A 22,881-nucleotide genomic window follows, 5' to 3' on the forward strand; every position below is an offset into this window, starting at 1 on the left:
ACTATAAATTAACCCAATACCCTCCATATCATCGACTCATAATTAATAGCTCGATGATATATTTGATAAAAATCTAACTACGGATCAGAATCCATATTCAAACGAAGCAGATTATTGACATAATAAATGCTTACCGCCCTTGTTTACGCAATAAATAAACAAAGTAAGGAGCACCAATAAATGTTGCCAACAACCCTGCGGGGATTTGGTTCGGGAACAACAGCATGCGGCCACACCAGTCGGCAAATACCATCAGCAGTCCACCTAAAATAGCCGCGATAAACAGTTGTGGAATGGCTCGGCGAAAGCCCATCATACGCGCCATATGTGGTGCCATCAGCCCGACAAAACTTAAAGGCCCAACTGTCAGGGTAGCAGCGGCAGTTAAGATGGCAGCCAATAACAAAATGGCTAACCGGCTAGGTGCAAGCGCCATACCCAGTGCTCTGGCGGTGACACTGCCCAATGGCAAAATCATTAACCATCTGCGGCACAGTGGCGCTAATGCAATCAGCACCAAAGCAACTAAACCGGTTGTTACTGCCTGTGTTCCATTAACCGAGTAGGTAGAGCCAGAAATCCACGCCAGCAAGCCGCGCATACGTGGGTCGCCACTGGCCAGTAACATCGTGATTACCGTGGTAAAGGCGGTGCTCAGTGCAATCCCTGCTAATAGCATTCTGCCTGGAGAGAACCCGCCACGACCAGCAACCACCAGAATCAACAATAACGTGGCCGCAGCCCCTAAGCTCCCGGCGGGTAGCAACCATAGCAACGCATTACCTGGCACGATAAACATCATGACCACCACGCCGAAAGAAGCACCAGAGCTGATACCCAGAACTTCGGGGCTAGCCATTGGGTTACCCGTCAGTTTTTGGATTAAGGTCCCCGCCACCGCCAGCATCATACCGGCCGATAATGCCGCGAGCACACGTGGCCAGCGCCAATGTAACACTGCCTGAAATTCATCACCGGTAATCCAACTCCAGCCCTGATTGTCGCGGCCGAGCATAAGCGCTACCGTCAACCCAGCCAGCAGTAACAGCAAACCAACACTTATCCATAATCCTAAATGCTGTCGTTCAGCAGGAACATTATCGCCAAAATCCATATTGGGTGCGGTCGCACTGTGTAAACGTGGCAGTAGCCACAACAGTAGTGGCGCACCAATCAAGGCGGTCGCCGCACCGGTAGGAATCTCCCGCCAGACTTGCGTCAGCCAGATGATGCTCTGATCGGTAACCCAGAGCAGTAACGCCCCGACTACCGGTGCCAGTATCAAGCGCTGAGATAACCGCCGCGCACCAAAAATTTTCGCCAACAGTGGCGCAAATAAACCGATAAACCCAATGACTCCGACTGCATTAACTAACATCGCACTGAAAATAATTGCCACGCCCAGCGCACTCAACCGCGCCAGTGATAACCCCAGTCCTAGATTACGGGCAATGCCATCATCCAGCCCCAATAAGGTTAATGGGCGTATCAGTAAAGCTGCCAATATGCAGGTAATCACTAAGCGTGGCAGAATAAATTGCACCGTACTCCAATCCTGCTGATTCAGTGCGCCACTGCTCCATAAGAACAGCCCCTGCAACTGGTCATAGTTAAATAGTGCCAACAGACCATTAACTGCACCACAGTACAAACCAAGAACCAGGCCGGCCAGAATCAGAGTGACAGGCGAGAGTCGTTTTCCCCAGGCGACACCAAATACCAACGCACCGATGACCATACCACCGGCCATTGCTGCCAGTTGGCGGGTCAATTCGCCACCGGGTAGCATCCATAGGGTAGCGACTGTCAGCCCAAGTTGGGCACCCGCCGCGACACCGAGTGTGGCGGGTTCGGCCAATGGGTTACGCAATACTTGCTGGAATAAAACACCGACTAACCCTAATCCAGCACCGGTGAGCAATGCGACGACCAACCTCGGTAACTGGCTGTAATGGAATAACATCTGGCGAACATCATTGTTGTCTGGCCGCCATAACGCTTCAGCCCATAATGAAACGGGTAATAATTGGCGCAGATTATATAGAGTCAGTGCCACAGCAATTATCAATAACAGCCCAAGTAATCCAATGGGCAGTAACCCGCTCTTGCGTGGATGGGTTGCCATCATGATGCATTACCCCATGCCTGCTCCAAAAGACGCACAAAACGCATGGCAGACAACGTTGAGCCGTAGAACCATACCGGCGGCAATATTCGTAATTGGTTTTGACGCACAAACGACATAGATTGCCACAACGGAGTGCGAGCAACCTGTTGTAACATTTCACGATTACCATGATCGAAACAGATGGCGCGCCCCTGTTTTATGGTCGCTAAACGTTCAATACCCACAACCGAGCTACCCCAGAGATTGGTTTCCCCCTGCCAGGCATTTTCAATCTTCAATTGGTCCAATACATCTTGGAATAGGCTGCCTTTGCCGATGACCAGCGCATGGCGAGTGTCCAACAGAGTAAACATCAGTAGTGGTGCCTGGCTGGTGCGATAAAGACGTTGACGAGCTACCTGCATAAAGTGGGTAAAGTCAGCAATATGCTGCTCCGCAACCGTTTCTAGCCCTAGCCGTTGGCCCAGCGTACGCAATGAGTTCCGGCCAACTGCCAGCGGTGAACTGCCCTCTTCATTAAAGGCAAAACTCATCGAGGGAGCGATAGGAGCGAGTTTTTCCGGCGAAGGGCCAAAGCCTTGCGACATCAGGATTAGCGACGGTGCCATTTGCTGTAGCAGTTCCAGGTTAGGTTCAGTACGCTGCCCCACATCAATAACACTGGCAGGCAATTCAGGATCTTCAACCCATAGTCGGTAATTATGGGTGTCAGCCACACCATAAGGTGTAACCCCCAATGCCAACAGTAACTCAGTGGGTAACCACTCTAACGTGACAACTCGATTAACATCAATCTTGCCGCTATTCTGCGCCCAACTGGGCAATGACAGCAGTAACGGCGATAATGCTAATGCGGTAAGCAGTCTGCGCCGAGAGTGATCTGGCATCGCGCAATGAGATTCAACCATGGATAAATGTGTTGTCATTAGTACACGAAGCTTACCGGCGCACCACCGGCCGGATGCGGTAATATCCCCATTGGGATACCGTAGATTTGCTCCAATACCTCTCCCTGCATCAGGCTGTCAGCCGGCCCTTGTGCAATCATCTCCCCGCCACGCAATGCCACTAAGTGGTCGCAATAACGGGCGGCCATATTGATATCATGCAACACAGCAATGACCGTCAATCCGCGTTCACGGCTGAGATGTTGAATTAACCCTAATACCTCTACCTGGTGCGCAATGTCCAGTGCCGAAGTCGGTTCATCGAGCAACAGGCAACGGCTATTTTGTGCCACCAGCATGGCCAACCACGCACGCTGCCGTTCGCCACCGGATAAGCTGTCAACCAACCGGCTAGCCAAGGGTTTTAAATCGACCAGCGCAATTGCCTCTTCCACTTGTTGGCGGTCTTCCTGACGAAAACGGCCTAACGCGCCATGCCACGGATAGCGGCCAATCGCCACCAATTCGCGTACCGTCATCCCTTCAGCCGCCGGTAACTGTTGTGGCAAATAAGCAACTTCACGGGCAAACGCTTTGCTGTCCCACAGCGCTAATGGCACATCATTGAGTAAGGCTTCGCCACTTGATGGTGGCTGATGGCGACCCAGCATTTTTAATAGTGTTGATTTACCGGAACCATTATGGCCGATAAGTCCGCAGACTTTGCCTTGTGGGAATGTCAGTGACAGTGGCTGTAATAAGGTTCGGCCGGGAACCGAAAAACTCAGCTCACGGAGGATAAAAGTGCTGGATTGGCTTGCCTGTTGGTCCAAGATGGTGCCCTGCGATTAAAAGTTAACGGGTTTAACAATTATTGCGACCCGAACGTTATCGAAAAATAGCGAGAAAGTGAATCGAAACGATAATAATTATCAAAGTGAAATAATTATCAAAGCAGGTAGTTTATGCGTAACCTGCGACGAACTGCAAGCGCTAAGCCAGTCGATTGAGTAGTAAGAAATGAGAGGATAAGGTGCGGGGGCAAAACAGTGGAGCTGTGGAGCATGAATAGACTGGCACGGTCGCGATAACCGTGCCAGTGGGTTAACTGTTACTGGCCGAACATATCTTTTATCCAACCGGCAACACCGTCACCTTCGGCTTGTGGTTGCGAAGCGGGCTGGGCCGCCTTACACAACCCTTGCGGATTCTCAGTCCAGACAGGAATGGTGCGCATACCACCAGTCTCACCACAGACAAAGTTACCCGCCGAATCAATGCTCATCTCGCTAATCCCTTCCGGTGGTTGCAACACCAACGGCAGTGGAGTCTGGTTCTCCAGATAGCGGCGATACAAGGTTAACGCACCATTGGCTCCGGTCAGTTTTGCCGGGCCGTTATTGTCACGACCAACCCAGGCAATCGCCACTTCCTTACCATCAATACCGGCAAACCAGCTATCACGCAGGTCGTTGGTAGTACCGGTTTTGGCCGCCAGTGTGTATTTGGAGAATTTCACTGACAGCGAACGAGAGGTACCACGGGCCACCCCTTGTTGCATCGCATAAAGTGTCAAATAGGCCGCCTGAGCAGGTACCATGCGTTCCGCCTGTGGGAAGCTCTGATACAGCACGGTGCCATCTTCGGCAATAACCGAACGCACCGCCGATAACGGTGCACGGTTACCGCCACTGGCGATAGTCTGATACTCCTGTGCTACTTCAACCGGAGTCAGGTCAATCGCCCCCAGTAACATGGCCGGAACTGGAGTAATAGCAGCTTTCGGGATCCCTAATCGCTGCAACATCGCACTGATTTGATCCAACCCAACCGACATTCCCAGATTCACCGTCGGCACGTTCAGCGAGTTAGCCAGCCCATCAACCAACATCACCTGACCACGGAACTGGCGATCATAGTTTTTTGGCTGCCATGATGAACCGTTTGGTAATTTGATCGACAACGGTTGATCAGATAACCAAGTGTTAAGGCGGTATTTATCTGGCTCACTCAATGCCGTCAGATAAGTGGGTGGTTTGGCAAGAGAACCGACTAAACGACGAGCCTGCATTGCACGGTTAAAGCCTGCATACTGCGGCTGTGCGCCGCCCACCATGGCACGAACTTCACCACTGAAGCGGTCAACAATCACCATCGCCGCTTCCAGATCATCCAAATGACGAGCGGCTTTCAGCGCCGGAATGCCGTCTTCAATGGCTTTTTCTGCTGCATCTTGTGAAACCGGATCCAGTGTGGTGAAGATCTTCACACCAGACAGATCGTTAATCTTGTCACCCAGTTTCTGTTGCAGTTCCTGACGCACCATCTGCATAAAAGCTGGCTGGGGAGTAATAACACCGCCTTTTGGCTGTACCCCCAGCGGGCGGGCACTAAGCATGGTGTAAAGCTCTGCGTCAATCACACCTTGATTCTGTAACAGGCGCAACACCAGATTGCGACGTTCAAGTGCCAGCGTTGGGTTACGCCATGGGTTATACAGCGACGCCCCCTTCACCATACCCACCAGCATCGCTTGCTGATCAAGGCTCAGTTCATTTACCGGGCGACCAAAGTAATACAGGCTTGCCAGCGGGAAACCACGAATCTGATCACTACCACTTTGACCGAGATACACTTCGTTCAGATACAGTTCCAGAATCCGATCTTTGCTGTAACGGTAATCCACCAACAGAGCCATATAGGCTTCGTTAAGTTTGCGCCACAGTGAACGCTCGTTGGTCAGGAACAGGTTTTTCACCAATTGCTGCGTCAGGGTACTGCCGCCCTGCACCGCTTTACCGGCAGTCAGGTTAGCGACTACTGCGCGGCCAATGGAGTACGGGCTGATGCCATCGTGCTCATAGAAATGGCGGTCTTCGGTTGCCAGCAAAGTATCGACTAACAAATCAGGGAAACCGGCACGCGGCACAAACAGACGCTGTTCACCGTTAGGTGATTGCAGCATGGTAATCAACTTAGGATCAAGGCGCAGGAAACCGAAATCACGCTGATTATCCAGATTTTGGATCTGGGCCAGACGATCGTTTTTAAACACCAAACGCGCGCGGATCTGGCCCTCTTTCGCATCAGGGAAATCAAATGGGCGGCGCAAGATATCAATACTATCGCCCTGAACCGTGAATTCACCTGGACGGGTCATACGGGTAACCTGCCGGTATTGCATCCCTTCCAGCAAATCGACCATCTCTTTTTTGCTGTAGGACATCCCCGGTTCAAGGTTAACCATGCGGCCATACACAGCGGCTGGCAGTTGCCAAACTTTGCCATCGATGCGGCTGCGAATTTGCGAATCGAGGTAAACCCCATAAATAGCCAGCACCACGGCACCGACTAAAAACAGTTTGATAAATAAGCCGAGCCAGCGGCGTTTTTTACGGGGCGGACGTGATGCTACCTTTCTTGGCATCGGCTCTTCCTCGTCATCGTAGTCATCATCGTCGTGCTCTTCGTCATCTAAATAGTCTTCTTCTTCGAACTCATCTTCATCACGCCGCCGGCGCAGTGGCCGTTTCGATGTGGCTTTGGGTAGGGCTTTCTTGCCCTTGCGCCCTATTGGCTCGCGGTCATCCCCAGACATGTATTTCTCTCCACGCGCATTGGCGATTATTGCGGCTTATACCCGTCATACTTCAAGCTGCATGCGCGTTGGCTGCGTTCAATCACCCGAATCACTTACTTATGTAAGCTCATCGGGACTCACTAGCTTGCCGCCTTCCTGCAACTCGAATTACTTTGGGTATCATATATTCCCCAATTTGTCGGATAGAAAGGGGAAACATCTGAAATTATTGGCTGTTGGCCATGTGATCTTATTTATCTTGGTAGTTTTTAGTCCGGCGAGTCGGGCGGGTGTTCGCGGGATCATCCGGCCAGACATGTTTGGGATAACGCCCTTTCATCTCTTTTTGTACCTCCCGATATGCGCCTTGCCAGAAAGCGGCTAGATCACCCGTAATCTGTAATGGCCGATGTGCCGGGGAGAGCAGTTCTAACACCACCGCCACCCGCCCGCAGGCCAGCATCGGGCTGTGTTGTTCGCCAAAGACCTCCTGCAAACGCACCGCCAGTACCGGTGGCCGCTCGACATAATAACGGATTGGCAGGCGGCTCCCCGTGGGCACAGTGTAATGAGTTGGCAGCTCAGTATCCAGCCGTTGACGTAACTGCCAGCTCAACAAGCGGGTTAATGCCTCGCTAATATTCACTTGCCGCAATCCGCGGAAAGCCCGCACGCCGGACAGCGACGGCTGTAACCACAGCTCAAGTTTGCTCAGCAAACTGTCATCATCCATCGCAGGCCAAGGCTCCTCAGGTAGCCAGCGGGCAGCACATTGTAATCGAATGCGTAACTGCTCGGCATGCTCATCCCAATTGAGTACCTGCAACCCTTGCTCGCGTATCCAGTTAAGTAATGCCGATTGCAATGCCTCATCGCTCGGCTTGGCTAACGGTTGCGCCCGTAAGGTCAAACGCCCGATTTGCCAGCGTCGCCAGGCCCGCAGCGTACCCTTTTCTTCATCCCATTCCACCACCGTCCGCTCGTCGACTAACCGGGGTAATTGTTTTACTAGTTGTTCAACATCAATCGGCAATGCCAGCAAAATACGCGCATCCGGCCCGCTGTTGCTTTGTAATAAGTTGGCGGCCACCAGCCAGGGGGTACGTGACAGCGCCTCATCCTGAGCCATTGCAGCCCCCATACCGTTAGCCAACAGGTAGCGACCATCCAGCCCTCTCTGCTGCGCGATGCGATCAGGGTAAGCCAGTGCCAGTAATTGGCCGGCGAGATTACTGTCCACGTTGCCTGAACGGCGGTTGACTCTTTGCGTCAATTGCCGTGCCCGGCGCTGCCAGTGAGGTTGCGGCCGACTAAGCCAATCGTGTAAATCAATCTGACCAGAACGGGGTGGCTCTTCCAAAATGGCGGCCAGCAATGCCGCCGTTGCCAACGCATCGGGGCTTTGCTCTGCGGCAAAGCACAACATGGCCGCCAAACGCGGTTCACAACCTAAACTCGCCATACTGCGCCCCGTAGCACTAAGGTGGCCATGGGTGTCGATGGCCCCGAGTCGCATCAATAACTCGCGCGCGACAGTGAGTGCCGCCTGCGGCGGTTGATCCAGCCAGCTCAGTTGTGCCACATCCTGACAGCCCCAATTCAGCAGTTCCAACCATAAGCTGCATAGATCGCTGTTGAGGATTTCCGGCTCACTGTATTCCGCTGCTCGCTCGGCTTGCTCTTTAGCAAACAAATGCCAGCAGATACCCGGTTCCAGCCGCCCGGCACGCCCGGCACGCTGAATCATTGAGGCCTGACTGATACGCTGGGTGACTAATCGGGTCAGGCCATTTTTAACATCAAAACACGCTACCCGTTCCAAGCCACTGTCCACCACCAGCCGGATGCCTTCAATGGTCAAACTGGTTTCGGCAATATTAGTCGCCAGCACCACTTTGCGCCGTCCGGCGAGAGCCGGTTGAATCGCTTTCTGCTGTTCACTGAGCGGCAGCGCACCATACAGCGGGCAAAGATCTGTGTCGTTGGCTACTGCACCGTGCAAGCGCTCCATCACGCGATGGATTTCACCGACACCGGGTAAAAATAGCAATAAAGAACCGGTTTGCTCATTTAATAAACGCTTAACCCGACTGGCAACCCCATCTTCAATCCGCTCATGGCTTGATAGCGGCTGATAGCAGCGATCGACGGGAAAGCTGCGCCCTGCCGAGACAATGGCTGGCGCGCAAGGAAGTAGCGAGGAAAGACGCTGATTGTCCAGAGTCGCGGACATGATTAACAGTTTCAGGTCATCGCGCAGCCCCTGCTGTACATCCAGCAATAGCGCCAGCGCTAAATCAGCTTGCAAACTACGTTCATGGAATTCATCGAGGATCACCAGCGAGACGCCCGTTAGCTCAGCATCCTGCTGGAGCATGCGCGTCAAAATGCCTTCGGTTACCACTTCCAAACGCGTATCTGGCCCGCTTTTGCTTTCAGCGCGCATCCGATAGCCTACCGTCTGGCCGGGTTGTTCCCCCAGTTGTTGCGCCAGGCGGTAAGCCACATTTTTCGCCGCCAGCCGCCGTGGTTCCAGCATGATAATCCGCCCCGGCAACCCACTGTATTGCAGGATTTGCAGCGGTAACCAGGTCGATTTTCCCGCGCCGGTCGGGGCATGGAGTAAGACTTGCGATGAGGTTTGCAACGCAGAGAGTATCTCGCTGAGCACTTCACTTACCGGTAAAGCAGTCACTGTCGCATCACGCTCTTTCTGGTTCACCACCACATTTGTCTCCATGCTCTACTTTCATCGTCAGTCATTGTAACATCATGGCCGTAGAGCGTATTTAGCCGAGTGATTATGCCAACCAGATGATAGATACCGTTGATAAAACTAAAACAAGTCTCCGTCGCATGTTCTTTGCCCTGACACTGCCTGAAACCATGCAGCAGGATATTGTGCAATGGCGGGCGGCGAGCTTCCCACCAGAGGCCGGTCGCCCTATCGAGGCCGCTAATATGCACCTGACACTGGCATTTCTTGGCGATATAAGTGCCGCTAAAGCACAGGTATTGCAGCAGCAAGCCGGGCGTATCAGCCAGGCTGGCTTCAGCGTAACCTTAGATGATGTCGGCCATTGGCCTGGTTCGGGCGTGATATGGCTTGGCTGTAAAAATCCGCCCCGGGGCCTGTTGCAGTTGGCGCAGTTGCTGCGATCTCAGGCTGCGCGCAGTGGTTGCGCCCAAACATCACTGCCATTCCACCCCCATGTGACCTTGTTGCGTGGCGCTACCCGCCCGGTAGTTATACCGGCCAAAACCAATAATCAACGCTTGTGCGTAGACCACTTCTCACTGTATGAGTCAGTATTGGTGCGCGGTCGCACCCGCTATACCCTGATACAAAGCTGGCCGCTGGCTGGCGGCGAAAGGAAATTTGATGACGTCTAACCCTCAATTGTTATCTTTTAACCCACGGTTACAGCCCGCCACACTTATCCTGCGGTATAAACGCTTTTTAGCTGATATTGTGACACCCGCTGGAGAATCATTAACTATTCATTGCGCTAATACCGGGGCAATGACGGGTTGCGCGACGCCCGGAGATACAGTTTGGTATTCGACCTCAGATAACCCGAAACGTAAGTATCCCCACAGTTGGGAGTTAACCCACACCCAAAGTGGTGATTGGATTTGCGTAAATACCTTACGGGCCAATGAGTTAGTTAGCTCTGCGATAGATAAAAACCATATTGTTGAATTATCTGGTTACACTTCTGTCAAAAGAGAGATTAAATATGGAGACGAGAACAGCCGTATAGACTTGTTATTGCAGGCAGAAAATAGGTCTAACTGCTATATTGAAGTCAAGTCGGTTACCTTATTACAGCAACAGTGTGGGTATTTCCCGGATGCCGTCACCCTACGGGGTCAGAAGCATCTTAGGGAGTTACAAAGCATGGTTGCCGACGGTCACCGGGCGGTACTTTTTTTTGCCGTATTGCATACGGGCATCAGGCAAGTCGCTGCGGCCCGACACATTGACAATCGCTATGCAGAATTGCTGGCCCAGGCTCAGCAAGCAGGAGTGGAGGTTATTTGCTACGGTTTTCAACTATCGCCTGACGGTATTGCGCTGGACGCCCGCTTACCGTTATTACTGGCCGAAACGCTCTCACCAACAAGCGCTGAATAAAGAAGCGATTATTGGAGAAAGTTGTTCGCCAAATACGCCTTCCTTCACACCATTGTCAAGCAGGCGACAGGAATAATTGCTAACCTACCTTCCTTCTGGTATTTATAGCGGCCTGATTTTTCCCCGTATTGGGGATTTCGATAGTGCGTATGAATGTAGGAGAAGCATCATGCAAGAAGGGCAAAAACGTAAAACCTCGTCCTTGAGCATTCTCGCCATCGCTGGGGTAGAACCGTACCAAGAGAAGCCAGGCGAAGAGTATATGAATGCCGCCCAGCTGTCGCATTTCAAGCTGATTCTTGAAGCATGGCGCAACCAGCTCAGGGATGAAGTGGATCGTACTGTATCGCACATGCAAGACGAAGCCGCTAATTTCCCTGATCCGGTAGACCGCGCTGCGCAGGAAGAAGAGTTTAGTCTTGAACTTCGTAACCGCGACCGCGAGCGTAAACTGATTAAAAAGATCGAAAAAACGCTGAAAAAAGTCGAGGATGACGATTTCGGTTTCTGCGAGTCTTGTGGTGTAGAAATTGGTATCCGTCGTCTGGAAGCACGGCCAACTGCAGATTTGTGCATTGACTGTAAAACCCTGGCCGAAATCCGCGAAAAGCAGATGGCAGGCTAACTGCATACCCAATGAAATTGGCGTTGTAGATAGGCAGCAAGCGAACGAATCCCGATGCGCTAACAAACAAGTAATTCGGGCGAGAGGCGTAGCTAACAACCCTACAACTCCAAATATGAAGGGTATAACACGGTGCCAGAGTCACCTCCGGCACCGTATCTATTAAGCGGAATTCCCTTCCTTTTTATGTCCGAAGATATCAGTACTCAACAGCCCAGTGTGCTGCAACATTATGTTCAGCAACATAAGTACGTGGGCCGTTTTGCCCCATCCCCGTCTGGTGATTTACATTTTGGTTCTCTGATTGCCGCACTCGGGAGTTACCTGCAAGCCCGTGCTCAACGCGGGAACTGGCTAGTTCGCATTGAAGATATTGACCCCCCTCGAGAAATTCCCGGAGCTGCTTCCCGTATCCTGGCGGCATTAGATCACTATGGCCTCCATTGGGACAGTCAGGTTATCTATCAGTCCCAGCGTCATGAAGCCTATCGCGCCACATTAGACTGGTTGAAACAGCAGGGCCTGAGTTATTACTGCACGTGTACACGCAGCCGCATTCAACAGCTAGGGGGATTCTACGACGGTTATTGCCGTGACCGCCATTTACCTGCTGATAGTGCCGCCATTCGTTTGCGACAGACACAGCCGATTTATGCCTTTTATGATAAATTACTGGGTGAGTTGCATGTTGAATCTGCGCTGGCACAAGAGGATTTTATTATCCGCCGCAGAGATGGCTTATTTGCTTATAATTTAGCTGTGGTGGTTGATGATGCTTTTCAAGGCGTGACAGAAATTGTGCGTGGGGCTGATTTGATTGAACCTACCGTGCGCCAAATAGCCCTCTACCAACAGTTACAGCAGCCCGCTCCGAGCTATTTGCACTTGCCATTGGCACTGAATCATGACGGTAATAAGTTATCCAAGCAAAACCATGCAACACCGCTACCGGATGGCGATCCGCGCCCGATTTTGGTTGATGCATTGAAGTTTTTACATCAACCGCTGCCAGAATGCTGGCAAGATCTTGATTTACCGTTATTATTACGTTTTGCAGTCGAAAATTGGACGTTGGCAGCAATTCCGCTTCACGGGGCAATAGCAGTCACTGAAAACACAACGGCATTCTCAAAGTAAGCACGGTGAGCTATGATTAGCCGCTGTTTTTCTGTAGTTCTGTTATTTATTAGCCACTATCGAGGTGTACCATTTTTACCCGAGTAGCCAATTTCTGCCGTAAGGTACTGATTCGCGATGATAAATCAGAACGCGATAACAAAGCTGTCCGTGATGATACGGCCCGTGATGGTAGTGCCCGTAAAGATAAAGTGCCCGGTGAAGATAACGTGGCCCGCAAAGAGAAAAGGCCTGCCAGAACAAATACTGGCCGCAAGAATCATGCGGTGCCTGCTTCACAACAGAGTGCGATGACGATTATTCCGCGAGATCAGCACAATATTTCCCGTAGAGAGATCAGCGATAATGCGCTGAAGGTTCTCTATCGCCTGAATAAATCAGGCTATGAAGCCTATCTGGTTGGCGGCGGCGTCCGCGACCTGTTACTGGGCAAAAAACCGAAAGATTTTGATATCACCACCAGCGCGACACCAGAACAAGTGCGGAAATTATTCCGTAACTGTCGTCTGGTTGGTCGCCGTTTTCGCCTGGCCCATGTCATGTTTGGCCCTGAGATCATTGAAGTTGCCACTTTCCGTGGCCACCATGAGCAACAACCGGCGGAAGATAGCGACAAGAACTCTTCCCAGCAAGCGCAAAATGGCATGCTGCTGCGTGACAATATTTTTGGCACCATCGAAGATGATGCTCAGCGCCGTGATTTCACCATTAACAGCCTCTACTACGGTATTTCTGATTTTGCCCTGCGTGATTACACCGGTGGCTTGCGTGATCTGAAAGAGGGCATTATCCGGCTGATTGGTGATCCTGAAACTCGTTACCGTGAAGATCCCGTGCGCATGCTGCGTGCAGTGCGTTTTGCCGCCAAATTGGATATGACGATCAGCCCGGAAACCGCTGAGCCGATCCCACGTCTGGCCTCATTACTACACGAGATCCCGCCAGCGCGCCTGTTTGAAGAATCACTCAAACTGTTGCAATCGGGTTATGGTTATAAAACCTATTTAAAACTGTGTGAATATCAGTTGTTCCAACCATTATTCCCATTGATTGCACGTAATTTCACTGAGCAGCATGACTCTCCGATGGAGCGCATTCTGGTTCAGGTACTAAAAAATACTGACCATCGTTTGCATAATGATCAACGCGTCAACCCAGCGTTCTTATTTGCGGCTATGCTTTGGTATCCGTTGATTGAACATGCGCAAAAACTGACGCAGGAAAGCGGTTTGGCGTATTACGATGCCTTTGCGCTGGCAATGAATGATGTGCTGGATGAAGAGTGCCGTTCGTTGGCCGTTCCAAAACGTATTACCTCACTGGTACGGGATATCTGGCTGCTGCAACTGCGCCTGTCTCGCCGTCAGGGTAAACGTGCGCACAAGTTGATGGAACATCCGAAATTCCGTGCTGCTTATGATCTGTTAGCGCTGCGGGCTGAAGTGGAAAATAACCATGAGTTGCAGCGTTTGACACAATGGTGGGGGGAGTTCCAGGAAGCCACGCCGCTACAGCAGAAAACCATGCTGAATACGTTAGGGGCTGATCCGGCACCACGACGCTCTCGTCCCCGCCGCCCACGTAAGCCAGCACCACGTAAAGAAGGGGCATAATTCGCATCATGATCCGGGTCTATATCGCGTTAGGCAGCAATCAGGCCATGCCACTGCAACAGGTTAAAACCGCCCTGGAAGCGTTGGAGCATCTACCACGCACCCGGTTAGTTGCATGTTCGCCATTTTATCGCACCAAACCGTTAGGCCCACAAGATCAGCCAGATTTTCTTAATGCCGTGGTAGCGTTAGATACCTCACTACCACCCGAGCAACTGCTGGACCACACTCAAGCTATTGAACGCAATCAGGGCCGGGTAAGGAAAGAACAACGTTGGGGGCCACGAACGCTGGACCTGGATATCATGCTGTATGGCTCACAGGTGATAACAACCGATCGCCTGACTGTGCCGCACTATGGTTTGAAAGAGCGCGAGTTTATGCTCTATCCGCTGGCTGATATCGCACCTGATCTGATTTTCCCCGATGGCGAAGCATTATCAGAACGTCTTAAATGGGTGGATAAAAACGGTCTGGTGCCTTGGTAACTCATACTTGCCAAATTCAACATATAGCATCCCTATCTGATATCCCCTCCATCTTAACCCCTTGTCTCAGGAGAAAAGAGTGATGAAAGCCACCACCATGAGCCACTTGCGTCAATGGAAACAAGAAAAGCGTAAGTTCGCCACACTGACGGCCTATGATGCCAGTTTTGCCCAGTTGTTTGTCGAGCAAGGTATTGAGGTACTGCTGGTGGGTGATTCGCTCGGTATGACGTTACAAGGCTTCGACTCGACTCTGCCAGTCACCACCGCGGATGTGGCTTATCACACCCGTGCGGTGCGCCGAGGTGCGCCTCATTGCCTATTATTGGCCGATATGCCCTTCATGAGTTATGCCACACCAGAGCAAACATTTACTAATGCCGCAGAGTTGATGCGCGCCGGGGCCAATATGGTCAAACTGGAAGGCGGTAGCTGGTTATGTGATACAGTGCGCATGCTCGCTGAACGTGCCGTTCCGGTATGCGGACATCTGGGATTAACCCCGCAGTCAGTTAATATCTTCGGTGGCTACAAAGTACAAGGCCGCGAAGAAGTAGCAGCGAATCAGCTACTGAAAGATGCACTGGCACTTGAACTCGCGGGGGCGCAATTATTGGTACTGGAATGCGTGCCAGTAGAACTGGCAAAACGGGTTAGCGAAGAGCTGGCTATTCCGGTGATTGGTATTGGTGCTGGTAATGTCACTGACGGGCAGATACTGGTTATGCACGATGCGCTGGGCATTACTGGCGGTCATACCCCTAAATTCAGTAAGAATTTCCTGGCACAAAGTGCCGGTGATATTCGCGCCGCCATTAAGCTGTATATTCAGGAAGTTGAAAGTGGCCTATATCCGGCGGAAGAACATACATTCCAGTAAATTTTGCTGATAATACGCTGCTATTACATCCTATTTATACCCAATAGATTTCAAGATGCAGGAAGGCGGCAAGCAGAGGCGAGGCCCATGAATGGGTCGAGTAACCACCACCTGCAATTTGAAAGATGACCGGTATCGGAGAAAAGAATGCTGATTATTGAAACCCTGCCGCTATTGCGCCAACAAATTCGCCGTTGGCGTCAGGAAGGAAAGCGAGTTGCACTGGTACCAACCATGGGTAACCTGCATGAAGGGCATATGACATTAGTGGAAGATGCCAAAACCCGTGCCGATGTGGTGGTCGTGAGTATTTTTGTCAATCCGCTGCAATTTGAACGCCCGGATGATTTAGCTCGCTACCCGCGCACTTTGCAGGAAGATTGCGAGAAGTTGACCCGTCACGGTGTGGATCTGGTATTCGCCCCTGCGGCAGTCGATGTCTATCCAGCCGGTCTGGAAAGCCAGACCTATGTCGACGTCCCTGCCCTGTCTACTATTTTAGAAGGTGCCAGTCGCCCTGGCCATTTCCGTGGTGTATCCACTATCGTCAGCAAACTGTTCAATCTGGTGCAACCAGATGTTGCCTGTTTTGGTGAAAAAGATTATCAGCAACTGGCACTGATCCGTAAAATGGTGGCGGATATGGGCTATGACATCAATATTGTCGGGGTGCCGATTGTGCGGGCGAAAGATGGTCTGGCACTGAGTTCCCGCAATGGCTATCTGACGGCTGAAGAGCGAAAAATCGCCCCGCAGCTCAATAAGATAATGCAAGCTCTGGCCGAGAAACTGATCTTGGGTGAAAGGCAGATTGATGATTTGCTGGCTGACACCGCAGAGCAATTACGTCATGCCGGTTTTACCCCGGATGAACTGTTTATCCGCGATGCCCACACCTTGCAACCATTGACCGTCGACAGTAAACAAGCCGTTATCCTGCTGGCCGCCTGGCTGGGTAAAGCACGCCTGATTGATAACCAACAGGTTGATTTACGTAGTTAACCCCAGACTGCGGTGAATAGCGGCCTAGCCCGGTTTTCACCGCACATCCCCTTTCCCTGCTCCTCTTATTCTTCACTAAACAAGGTGTTAACCCGAAAGCATTTTCTCTGTCTTTGGTATGTAATACATCGAATAAATAAAAGGGGATTGAAGATGGAAATTAGGGTTGGAAACCCTCTGTTTTCTACTGAGATTAGTCACTCAGTCATCGCAAATATAGCGAAAAACACAACACCACCATCGATGAGTCTATGGGAGATAATAAAGGACTTTTTCTGTTGTACCCATCATGCTGAAGCATTGGATTGTCTCTATCAACTGTGCCATCCTGTGAATAATACCGATGCAATGAACCCGGAGGAAATTCGCGGCAACATAGCAAAAGCGTTTAATCAATTAAAACAGTTAGCAGCACCAGGATATGAAGATAGATTTTCTCATCCTGATAGCCCGAATGAGCAAGAGCAACATTTCATTATTACTGATAATAATGGCGCATTTATATTAAATATAATAATTAACATTAACACCAATAAATACTCAATCTCCACCCCTGATGGCACCAAAGCATCCCTATCTTTGCGACCAACGCCTGCACAAGCAACCGAGAGAGCATGGGATCGGGGGTTTGATCACATAACCCTGTTCAGCCAGCCGTAGACCCGTTTTAAGCCGCTGTTTTTATCACTCAATCGCTGAGTCATAGACAAGCGGTATAAAATCAGCAAAACTGGATGCTTCTCCCTAAATCAATCGATGATGGGATAGGATGCCAGACTTATTCTGGGTAATAACCGGGGTCAAAGGTAAGAGTTATGATACGCACTATGTTGCAAGGCAAACTGCATCGGGTCAAAGTCACTCAAGCTGATTTGCACTATGAAGGTTCCTGCGCTATCGATCAGGATTTCCTGGAAGCCGCAGGCATTCTGGAATACGAAGCCATTGATATTTATAACGTTGATAATGGTCAGCGTTTTTCCACTTATGCTATCGCCGCCGAACGCGGTTCACGGATTATCTCGGTGAATGGTGCCGCGGCGCGTTGTGCTTGTGTCGGTGATAAGCTGATCATCTGTTCCTACGTACAGATGTCTGATGCTGATGCCCGATTGCACCACCCTAAAGTGGCGTATTTTGAAGGTCAGAATCAACTGCAACGCAAGGCCAAAGCAGTGCCGGTTCAAGTCGCTTAATTGCCCTTTACACGTGCAGTTGCACCATAAAGAAGGCGCTTAAATACAGCGCCTTTTTCACATCATAAACTCACACTATCAAACAGCTAATCTGATTCCATCACTGTCGGTGCGGCAGGTACGGGTATCTGACCCGGTTCATTGGCAATACGTTCAGCCATGGTCGGTATTGAATCAGTACGCAAAATATATAGCCGTTTAAGGGTATACGGATTATCACCCGGTTTTACCTTGCCTTGTAGGGTGGTCACCGCCAAATGGAAACCCGCATTTTTCGCCGCATCGATTGCGGTTTGGTTAAAACCACCAAAGGGATATGACAGAAAGATCACGTGCGGATTAAATTGAGATAACGCTCGTCGTGAGTGTTCAAAATCAAAAACAATATTGTGATAAGAACGACTCAATAAGATAGGGTTACGTTTATTATCAGTCCGGTGTAAGAAATGAGTATGAGACTGAACATCAAATACATCCTGAATCTCTTTCAATTCAGAGATACTCATAAACTGTAATGAATCAGGGTTCCATTTTTGTGGATGGCGCTTAATTCGTGATGAAATAATAAATGCCGTAGCCCGGAAGCCATTTTCTTTCAATATAGGATATGCGTAGCGGTGGACCGATTTAAGACCATCGTCAAAGGTCAGTACTACAACTTTTGCGGGCAGATTAATCTTGTTATTGAGATAACCTTCAAGCTGATAGAGCGAAATCGTGTCGTAACCTGTCTGCTTGAGATAGGTCATCTGGTTACTGAATGCCGCATCAGAGGTGGTGGTTGATGTATTGAGGAAACGTCTATTCTCCTCATTCTTCAACATATGGTGATAGGTCAGGATCGGGATGCCGTTATCGATTTCAGCATCGACACTACTGACATAGCCTAAGCGATCACCAATATTGACCTGATACCAGGTATTCCCTAACCGGTCTTTCAATTTACCCACGATAGGGTAACGCAAGTTATCTACCAGCGTAGCAAACTGCTCACTGCGCACATCCGCCGCCAGATAGACAGGAGTTTCGCGCTTGATCAATATATTTTGATTGGGCAGGGGTTTATTCAGATCACCCAAGATATCGTTGGTTTTTCGTGCTTTGTTGATATCTTCTAAATCGTCCTTATCAATAAAGCCGATGCCATTACCAAATTTAAATTCATAGTATTCTGCCGCAGCGGGTAAAACCTGAATAAGTTGATCTTCTTTAATCTCACCGACAGGAATGACCTTCTCACCAACCAGTGAATATATTTCGCTATCACGCTGTGCAACCATATATTTAGGCGTAAGTGTTGCTTCATCAGGTAAGAGATCTGCATGGGTTGCCGGTATCATTACCGACATGACAAGACCGAGTAGCATCCCAATAGCTATTCTGTTTTTATGCCACATTATCGTTCTACTTATGCGCATTTGGCGCTGAATTGAAAAGGGGAAAATCTGGTGCGCCAGCATAGCACGAGACGCCAGAAGTTGAGAAAGACGATATTAGATGGGGACATTATTTATTACGTTTAAATTCCAGTATTAACAACAATTAACTAACTAATAATTCACGATCAATCTCTGCTAATAGCCAAAGTCATTGGCGTTACAGCAAGGCGGCAAGCCAGCGCATCCCGATGAGCTTACAGAGGTCAAGTGATTCGGGTAAGTGAACGTAGCCAACACCGCTGTAACGTCAAGGCCGAAAAGAATACCCAAAGTCATTGGCGTTACAGCAAGGCGGTAAGTCAGCGCATCCCGATGAGCTTACATCAGTAAGTGATTCGGGTAAGTGAACGTAGCCAACACCGCTGTAACGTCAAGGCCGAAGGGTATTAGGTGCGTAGCCCACGACCACGCTCTATCAAATACCAAGCCCACGCATAAAACACCGCGATGAATACCACCAAAACACCAATGGTCAATACCAATGGCACATCAGAAATCCCAAGGAAGCCATAACGGAACCCACTTATCATGTACACAATGGGATTTAGTTTCGATACCACCTGCCAAAAAGGGGGCAGTAATGATAGCGAGTAAAATACCCCGCCCAGATACGTCAAGGGGGTCAGCACAAAAGTAGGCACCAGGCTGATATCATCGAACGTTTTGGCAAATACCGCATTCAGTAACCCACCGAGGGAAAACAGAATGGCCGTCAGCATCAATGTCAGTGCAATCATTGACCAAGAGTGGACATGCAACGGTACGAAGAACAGTGAGATAATCGTTACCAGAATACCGACACAGATCCCACGGGCGACCCCACCACCGACATAACCGATAATCACAATATGTGTGGGTACCGGAGCTACCAGCAACTCTTCAATACTGCGCTGGAATTTAGCACCAAAGAACGATGCAGCGACGTTGGCATATGAGTTGGTGATAACCGCCATCATAATCAAGCCGGGAACGATAAATTGCATATAATTAAAACCGCCCATATCACCAATTCGGGCACCAATCAGGTTGCCGAAAATAACGAAATAGAGCGACATAGTAATCACCGGTGGTACCAGTGTTTGAATCCAGATACGAGCAAAACGCGTAATTTCTTTGATCCAAATACTCTGTAATGCTACCCAATATAGGCGGGTCATGCTTTCTCTCCCCCGTTACCATTAACCAAGGTGACAAATAGCTCTTCCAGACGGTTAGCCTTGTTGCGCATACTTTGTACCTGAATTCCCTGAGCGTTCAATTGACTGAATAAACCATTCAGACCTTGCTCACGCTTAACATCAACCTCCAGCGTTGAGGTGTCTGTCAGACGATAACCATAACCTTCCAGCTTAGGTAGCGGGCTTTTAATACCCAAATCAAAAATAAAGGTTTCTGACTCAAGTTTGCCAAGCAACTGCTTCATGGTGGTATTTTCCACCAGTTCACCATTCTGGATAATACCAATGTTACGGCACAGCATTTCTGCTTCTTCCAGATAGTGGGTAGTCAGAATGATGGTAGTCCCCTGCGCATTCAGCTCTTTCAGGAACCCCCACATCGAGCGGCGTAACTCGATATCCACCCCAGCGGTAGGTTCATCAAGGATTAGCAACTTCGGCTCATGCATCAGCGCACGCGCAATCATCAAACGGCGCTTCATCCCGCCCGACAGCCGGATAGCGCGCTCATTGCGTTTGCTCCACAAATCCAACTGAGTGAGGTATTTCTCGGCACGTTGTAACGCCTCACGCCGTGTGACGCCGTAATACCCCGCTTGGGTAATCACAATCTGCAACACCGTCTCGAATGGGTTGAAGTTAAACTCCTGTGGTACTAACCCAAGTTGGCGTTTGGCATTCACGATATCATTATCAATATCGTAACCAAAAACTTGTACCTTACCGGACGTTTTGTTCACTAATGAACTGATAATGCCAATGGTGGTCGATTTACCCGCACCATTCGGCCCAAGCAGGGCATAAAAATCACCTGCCTCTACGCGCAGATCAATGCCACGTAGTGCCTGAACGCCACCTGCATAGGTTTTGGTTAGTTGCGTTATTTCCAGTGCATATGTCATAAGTAAAAAAGAACCTTATTCTATGAGTTTCTCAGCGATAACAGCATACCCATGCCTGACTTAGCTCGCCTGTCAGGGCAAGTTACGGGGAGCAGAAGGGATCATGGGTCGATACCGAGAAGATGTTACGCAGACGAAAATTGCGCGATCAACAGGGTCACTGTTCCGATTTCAAAATCGTTATCGTTGCCGTATATTATCCTATCGCAATCCGTTCATTACAGGCTATTTACATTAATGAAAGAAATAGAGAAGCTTCTCGCGAACAATGACATCTGGTCAAATTCAATCAGTAAAGATGACCCCGATTTTTTTGAACACCTGGCACAAGCCCAGAAACCTCGCTTTCTGTGGATAGGCTGTTCAGATAGCCGCGTCCCCGCGGAACAGTTGACCGGCCTGAAAGCGGGTGAATTATTCGTTCACCGCAATGTAGCCAATCTGGTTATCCATACGGATCTCAATTGCTTGTCCGTGGTGCAATACGCCATCGATGTTTTGCAGGTCGAGCATATCATTATCTGTGGCCACCTGGGCTGTGGCGGTGTTGAAGCCGCTATGCAAAAAGACCTTGAATTAGGGCTTATCGATAACTGGTTACTGCACATCCGGGATCTTTGGTTTAAACACAGCTCACTGCTGGGTGAATTGCCAGCTGAAGAGCGCAGCAATATGTTATGTAAAATCAATGTCGTAGAACAAGTGTATAACTTGGGTCATTCGACCATTGTCCGTTCCGCCTGGAAGCGCGGGCAGAAAGCCATGATTCACGGCTGGGTCTATGGTATTGACGATGGCAAACTGACTGATTTGAAAGTCTCGGCCACCAGCCTAAGCGAACTGGAAATAAAGTACCGCGAAGCAATGGCAAAAATACTGCAACCAAACAGACAAAACTAATAAGTGCTACGGGAGGGTGTTAAAACACACCCTATCCCATCCCTAAATGCTGCGAAAGACACTCGAACTCAAAATATTGACGTGCAGTGACCATCGGCAAATAAGGCGTAGCGAGCTAAGTCAGTTTGAGTGCGCCCAGCACGCAAGAACCGGAGCGTACACCATGACTTTATAAATCATGGCTACGTGAGGATTCTGAGTACTGCGGAATCTCAAAATGGCGACGCGCAGTAGCCGCTCCTGATCACTCGTCAAACATCACGACTTTGCCTACATACGGCAAATGCCTGTAGCGCTGGGCATAATCGATACCGTAACCCACCACGAATTCATCAGGAATGGCGAAGCCGACCCACTCAACCGGCACCTGAACTTCGCGACGCTCTGGTTTATCCAGCAACGTGCAGATAGCCAGTGATTTCGGCCCACGCAATTGCAGAATTTCACGCACTTTACTTAATGTATTACCGGAGTCGATTATATCTTCAACAATCAGCACATCCTTACCACGGATATCTTCATCCAAATCTTTCAGGATTTTCACATCTCGCGTGGTACTCATGCCATTGCCGTAGCTGGAGGCCGTCATAAAATCGACTTCATGGGAAACATCAATGGCACGGCATAAGTCAGCCATAAACATAAATGAGCCACGGAGCAACCCGACCAGCACCATTTCACTGCCGCTATCGCGGTAGTGTTCGGAGATTTGGTGGCCTAATTCGGCAATTCGGGCTTTGACTTCCTGCTCGGAAATCATGACTTCTACAGTGTGTTTCATAAGTATT

General features: G+C 50.0%; 20 protein-coding genes. 11 read left to right on the top strand and 9 right to left on the bottom strand.

Translation table 11 applies throughout. The annotated features are described in order from the left end of the window. Positions 1-130: 130 nt before the first annotated feature. The 5 genes from fhuB to hrpB all read right to left on the bottom strand — a co-directional run bounded on the left by fhuB (position 131) and on the right by hrpB (position 9,335). Positions 131-2,128, bottom strand: a complete 1,998-nt coding sequence (gene fhuB, locus V2A85_RS04740; protein WP_420070961.1) for a Fe(3+)-hydroxamate ABC transporter permease FhuB — start codon at positions 2,126-2,128, stop codon at positions 131-133. Further along, positions 2,125-3,015 (bottom strand): Fe(3+)-hydroxamate ABC transporter substrate-binding protein FhuD, encoded by an 891-nt coding sequence (gene fhuD / locus V2A85_RS04745; protein WP_372559822.1) that lies wholly within the window; start codon positions 3,013-3,015, stop codon positions 2,125-2,127. Before fhuD ends, fhuB begins: the two co-directional genes overlap by 4 nt. Positions 3,016-3,053: 38 nt before the next feature. Continuing rightward, positions 3,054-3,848 (bottom strand): Fe3+-hydroxamate ABC transporter ATP-binding protein FhuC, encoded by a 795-nt coding sequence (gene fhuC, locus V2A85_RS04750; protein WP_083160448.1) that lies wholly within the window; start codon positions 3,846-3,848, stop codon positions 3,054-3,056. Positions 3,849-4,126: 278 nt separating this feature from the next. Beyond that, positions 4,127-6,613, bottom strand: coding sequence for a bifunctional glycosyl transferase/transpeptidase (gene mrcB, locus V2A85_RS04755; protein WP_420070962.1), 2,487 nt, complete (start codon positions 6,611-6,613; stop codon positions 4,127-4,129). 232 nt (positions 6,614-6,845) lie between these two features. Beyond that, complete coding sequence (gene hrpB, locus V2A85_RS04760) at positions 6,846-9,335, bottom strand: ATP-dependent helicase HrpB (RefSeq protein WP_420070963.1); 2,490 nt, start codon at positions 9,333-9,335, stop codon at positions 6,846-6,848. A 74-nt stretch (positions 9,336-9,409) separates the two neighbouring features. Between hrpB and thpR the strand changes: the two genes are divergently transcribed. From thpR to panD, 10 genes are all read left to right on the top strand, one after another. After that, the gene (thpR, locus tag V2A85_RS04765) at positions 9,410-9,988 is read left to right on the top strand and encodes an RNA 2',3'-cyclic phosphodiesterase (RefSeq protein WP_372558037.1); all 579 of its coding nucleotides are present in this window, start codon (positions 9,410-9,412) and stop codon (positions 9,986-9,988) included. After that, the gene (gene sfsA / locus V2A85_RS04770; protein WP_372558036.1) at positions 9,978-10,733 is read left to right on the top strand and encodes a DNA/RNA nuclease SfsA; all 756 of its coding nucleotides are present in this window, start codon (positions 9,978-9,980) and stop codon (positions 10,731-10,733) included. Before thpR ends, sfsA begins: the two co-directional genes overlap by 11 nt. Before the next feature lie 169 nt (positions 10,734-10,902). After that, on the top strand, positions 10,903-11,358 hold the full coding sequence (dksA, locus tag V2A85_RS04775; protein ID WP_002209354.1) for an RNA polymerase-binding protein DksA: 456 nt from the start codon (positions 10,903-10,905) through the stop codon (positions 11,356-11,358). A 186-nt stretch (positions 11,359-11,544) separates the two neighbouring features. After that, positions 11,545-12,495 (top strand): tRNA glutamyl-Q(34) synthetase GluQRS, encoded by a 951-nt coding sequence (gene gluQRS, locus V2A85_RS04780; RefSeq protein ID WP_420070964.1) that lies wholly within the window; start codon positions 11,545-11,547, stop codon positions 12,493-12,495. A gap of 290 nt (positions 12,496-12,785) precedes the next feature. Continuing rightward, entirely contained in the window at positions 12,786-14,108 is a 1,323-nt protein-coding gene (gene pcnB, locus V2A85_RS04785; protein WP_372559821.1) for a polynucleotide adenylyltransferase PcnB, read from the top strand. A gap of 8 nt (positions 14,109-14,116) precedes the next feature. Continuing rightward, positions 14,117-14,596, top strand: a complete 480-nt coding sequence (gene folK, locus V2A85_RS04790) for a 2-amino-4-hydroxy-6-hydroxymethyldihydropteridine diphosphokinase (RefSeq protein WP_083160458.1) — start codon at positions 14,117-14,119, stop codon at positions 14,594-14,596. 82 nt (positions 14,597-14,678) lie between these two features. Beyond that, positions 14,679-15,476 (top strand): 3-methyl-2-oxobutanoate hydroxymethyltransferase, encoded by a 798-nt coding sequence (gene panB / locus V2A85_RS04795; RefSeq protein ID WP_083160460.1) that lies wholly within the window; start codon positions 14,679-14,681, stop codon positions 15,474-15,476. A 147-nt stretch (positions 15,477-15,623) separates the two neighbouring features. Beyond that, a complete protein-coding gene (gene panC / locus V2A85_RS04800) occupies positions 15,624-16,478 on the top strand; it encodes a pantoate--beta-alanine ligase (protein ID WP_420070965.1) in 855 nt (284 codons plus the stop codon). Between the two features lie 153 nt (positions 16,479-16,631). Further along, a complete protein-coding gene (locus tag V2A85_RS04805; protein ID WP_420070966.1) occupies positions 16,632-17,138 on the top strand; it encodes a hypothetical protein in 507 nt (168 codons plus the stop codon). 155 nt (positions 17,139-17,293) lie between these two features. After that, entirely contained in the window at positions 17,294-17,674 is a 381-nt protein-coding gene (panD, locus tag V2A85_RS04810; RefSeq protein WP_032905470.1) for an aspartate 1-decarboxylase, read from the top strand. 86 nt (positions 17,675-17,760) lie between these two features. Here the strand turns inward: panD and V2A85_RS04815 are convergent, their stop codons facing one another. The 3 genes from V2A85_RS04815 to V2A85_RS04825 form a co-directional block, all read right to left on the bottom strand. Further along, positions 17,761-19,071 (bottom strand): polysaccharide deacetylase family protein, encoded by a 1,311-nt coding sequence (locus V2A85_RS04815; protein ID WP_420070967.1) that lies wholly within the window; start codon positions 19,069-19,071, stop codon positions 17,761-17,763. Positions 19,072-19,499: 428 nt separating this feature from the next. Then, positions 19,500-20,270 carry an ABC transporter permease gene (locus V2A85_RS04820; protein ID WP_372558030.1) on the bottom strand — a complete coding sequence of 257 codons (771 nt, stop codon included), beginning with the start codon at positions 20,268-20,270 and terminating at the stop codon, positions 19,500-19,502. Next, entirely contained in the window at positions 20,267-21,193 is a 927-nt protein-coding gene (locus V2A85_RS04825) for an ABC transporter ATP-binding protein (RefSeq protein ID WP_083160468.1), read from the bottom strand. Before V2A85_RS04825 ends, V2A85_RS04820 begins: the two co-directional genes overlap by 4 nt. Positions 21,194-21,430: 237 nt before the next feature. On the opposite strand from V2A85_RS04825, the gene can reads away from it, so the two are divergent. Further along, complete coding sequence (gene can / locus V2A85_RS04830; RefSeq protein WP_372558029.1) at positions 21,431-22,093, top strand: carbonate dehydratase; 663 nt, start codon at positions 21,431-21,433, stop codon at positions 22,091-22,093. Positions 22,094-22,337: 244 nt separating this feature from the next. Here can and hpt read toward each other — a convergent pair whose 3' ends face one another. Continuing rightward, positions 22,338-22,874, bottom strand: a complete 537-nt coding sequence (gene hpt / locus V2A85_RS04835) for a hypoxanthine phosphoribosyltransferase (RefSeq protein ID WP_372558028.1) — start codon at positions 22,872-22,874, stop codon at positions 22,338-22,340. Between the last annotated feature and the right edge of the window lie 7 nt (positions 22,875-22,881).

The sequence above is a fragment of the Yersinia sp. 1252 StPb PI genome, from assembly GCF_048593885.1.
Lineage (GTDB): Bacteria > Pseudomonadota > Gammaproteobacteria > Enterobacterales > Enterobacteriaceae > Yersinia > Yersinia enterocolitica_E.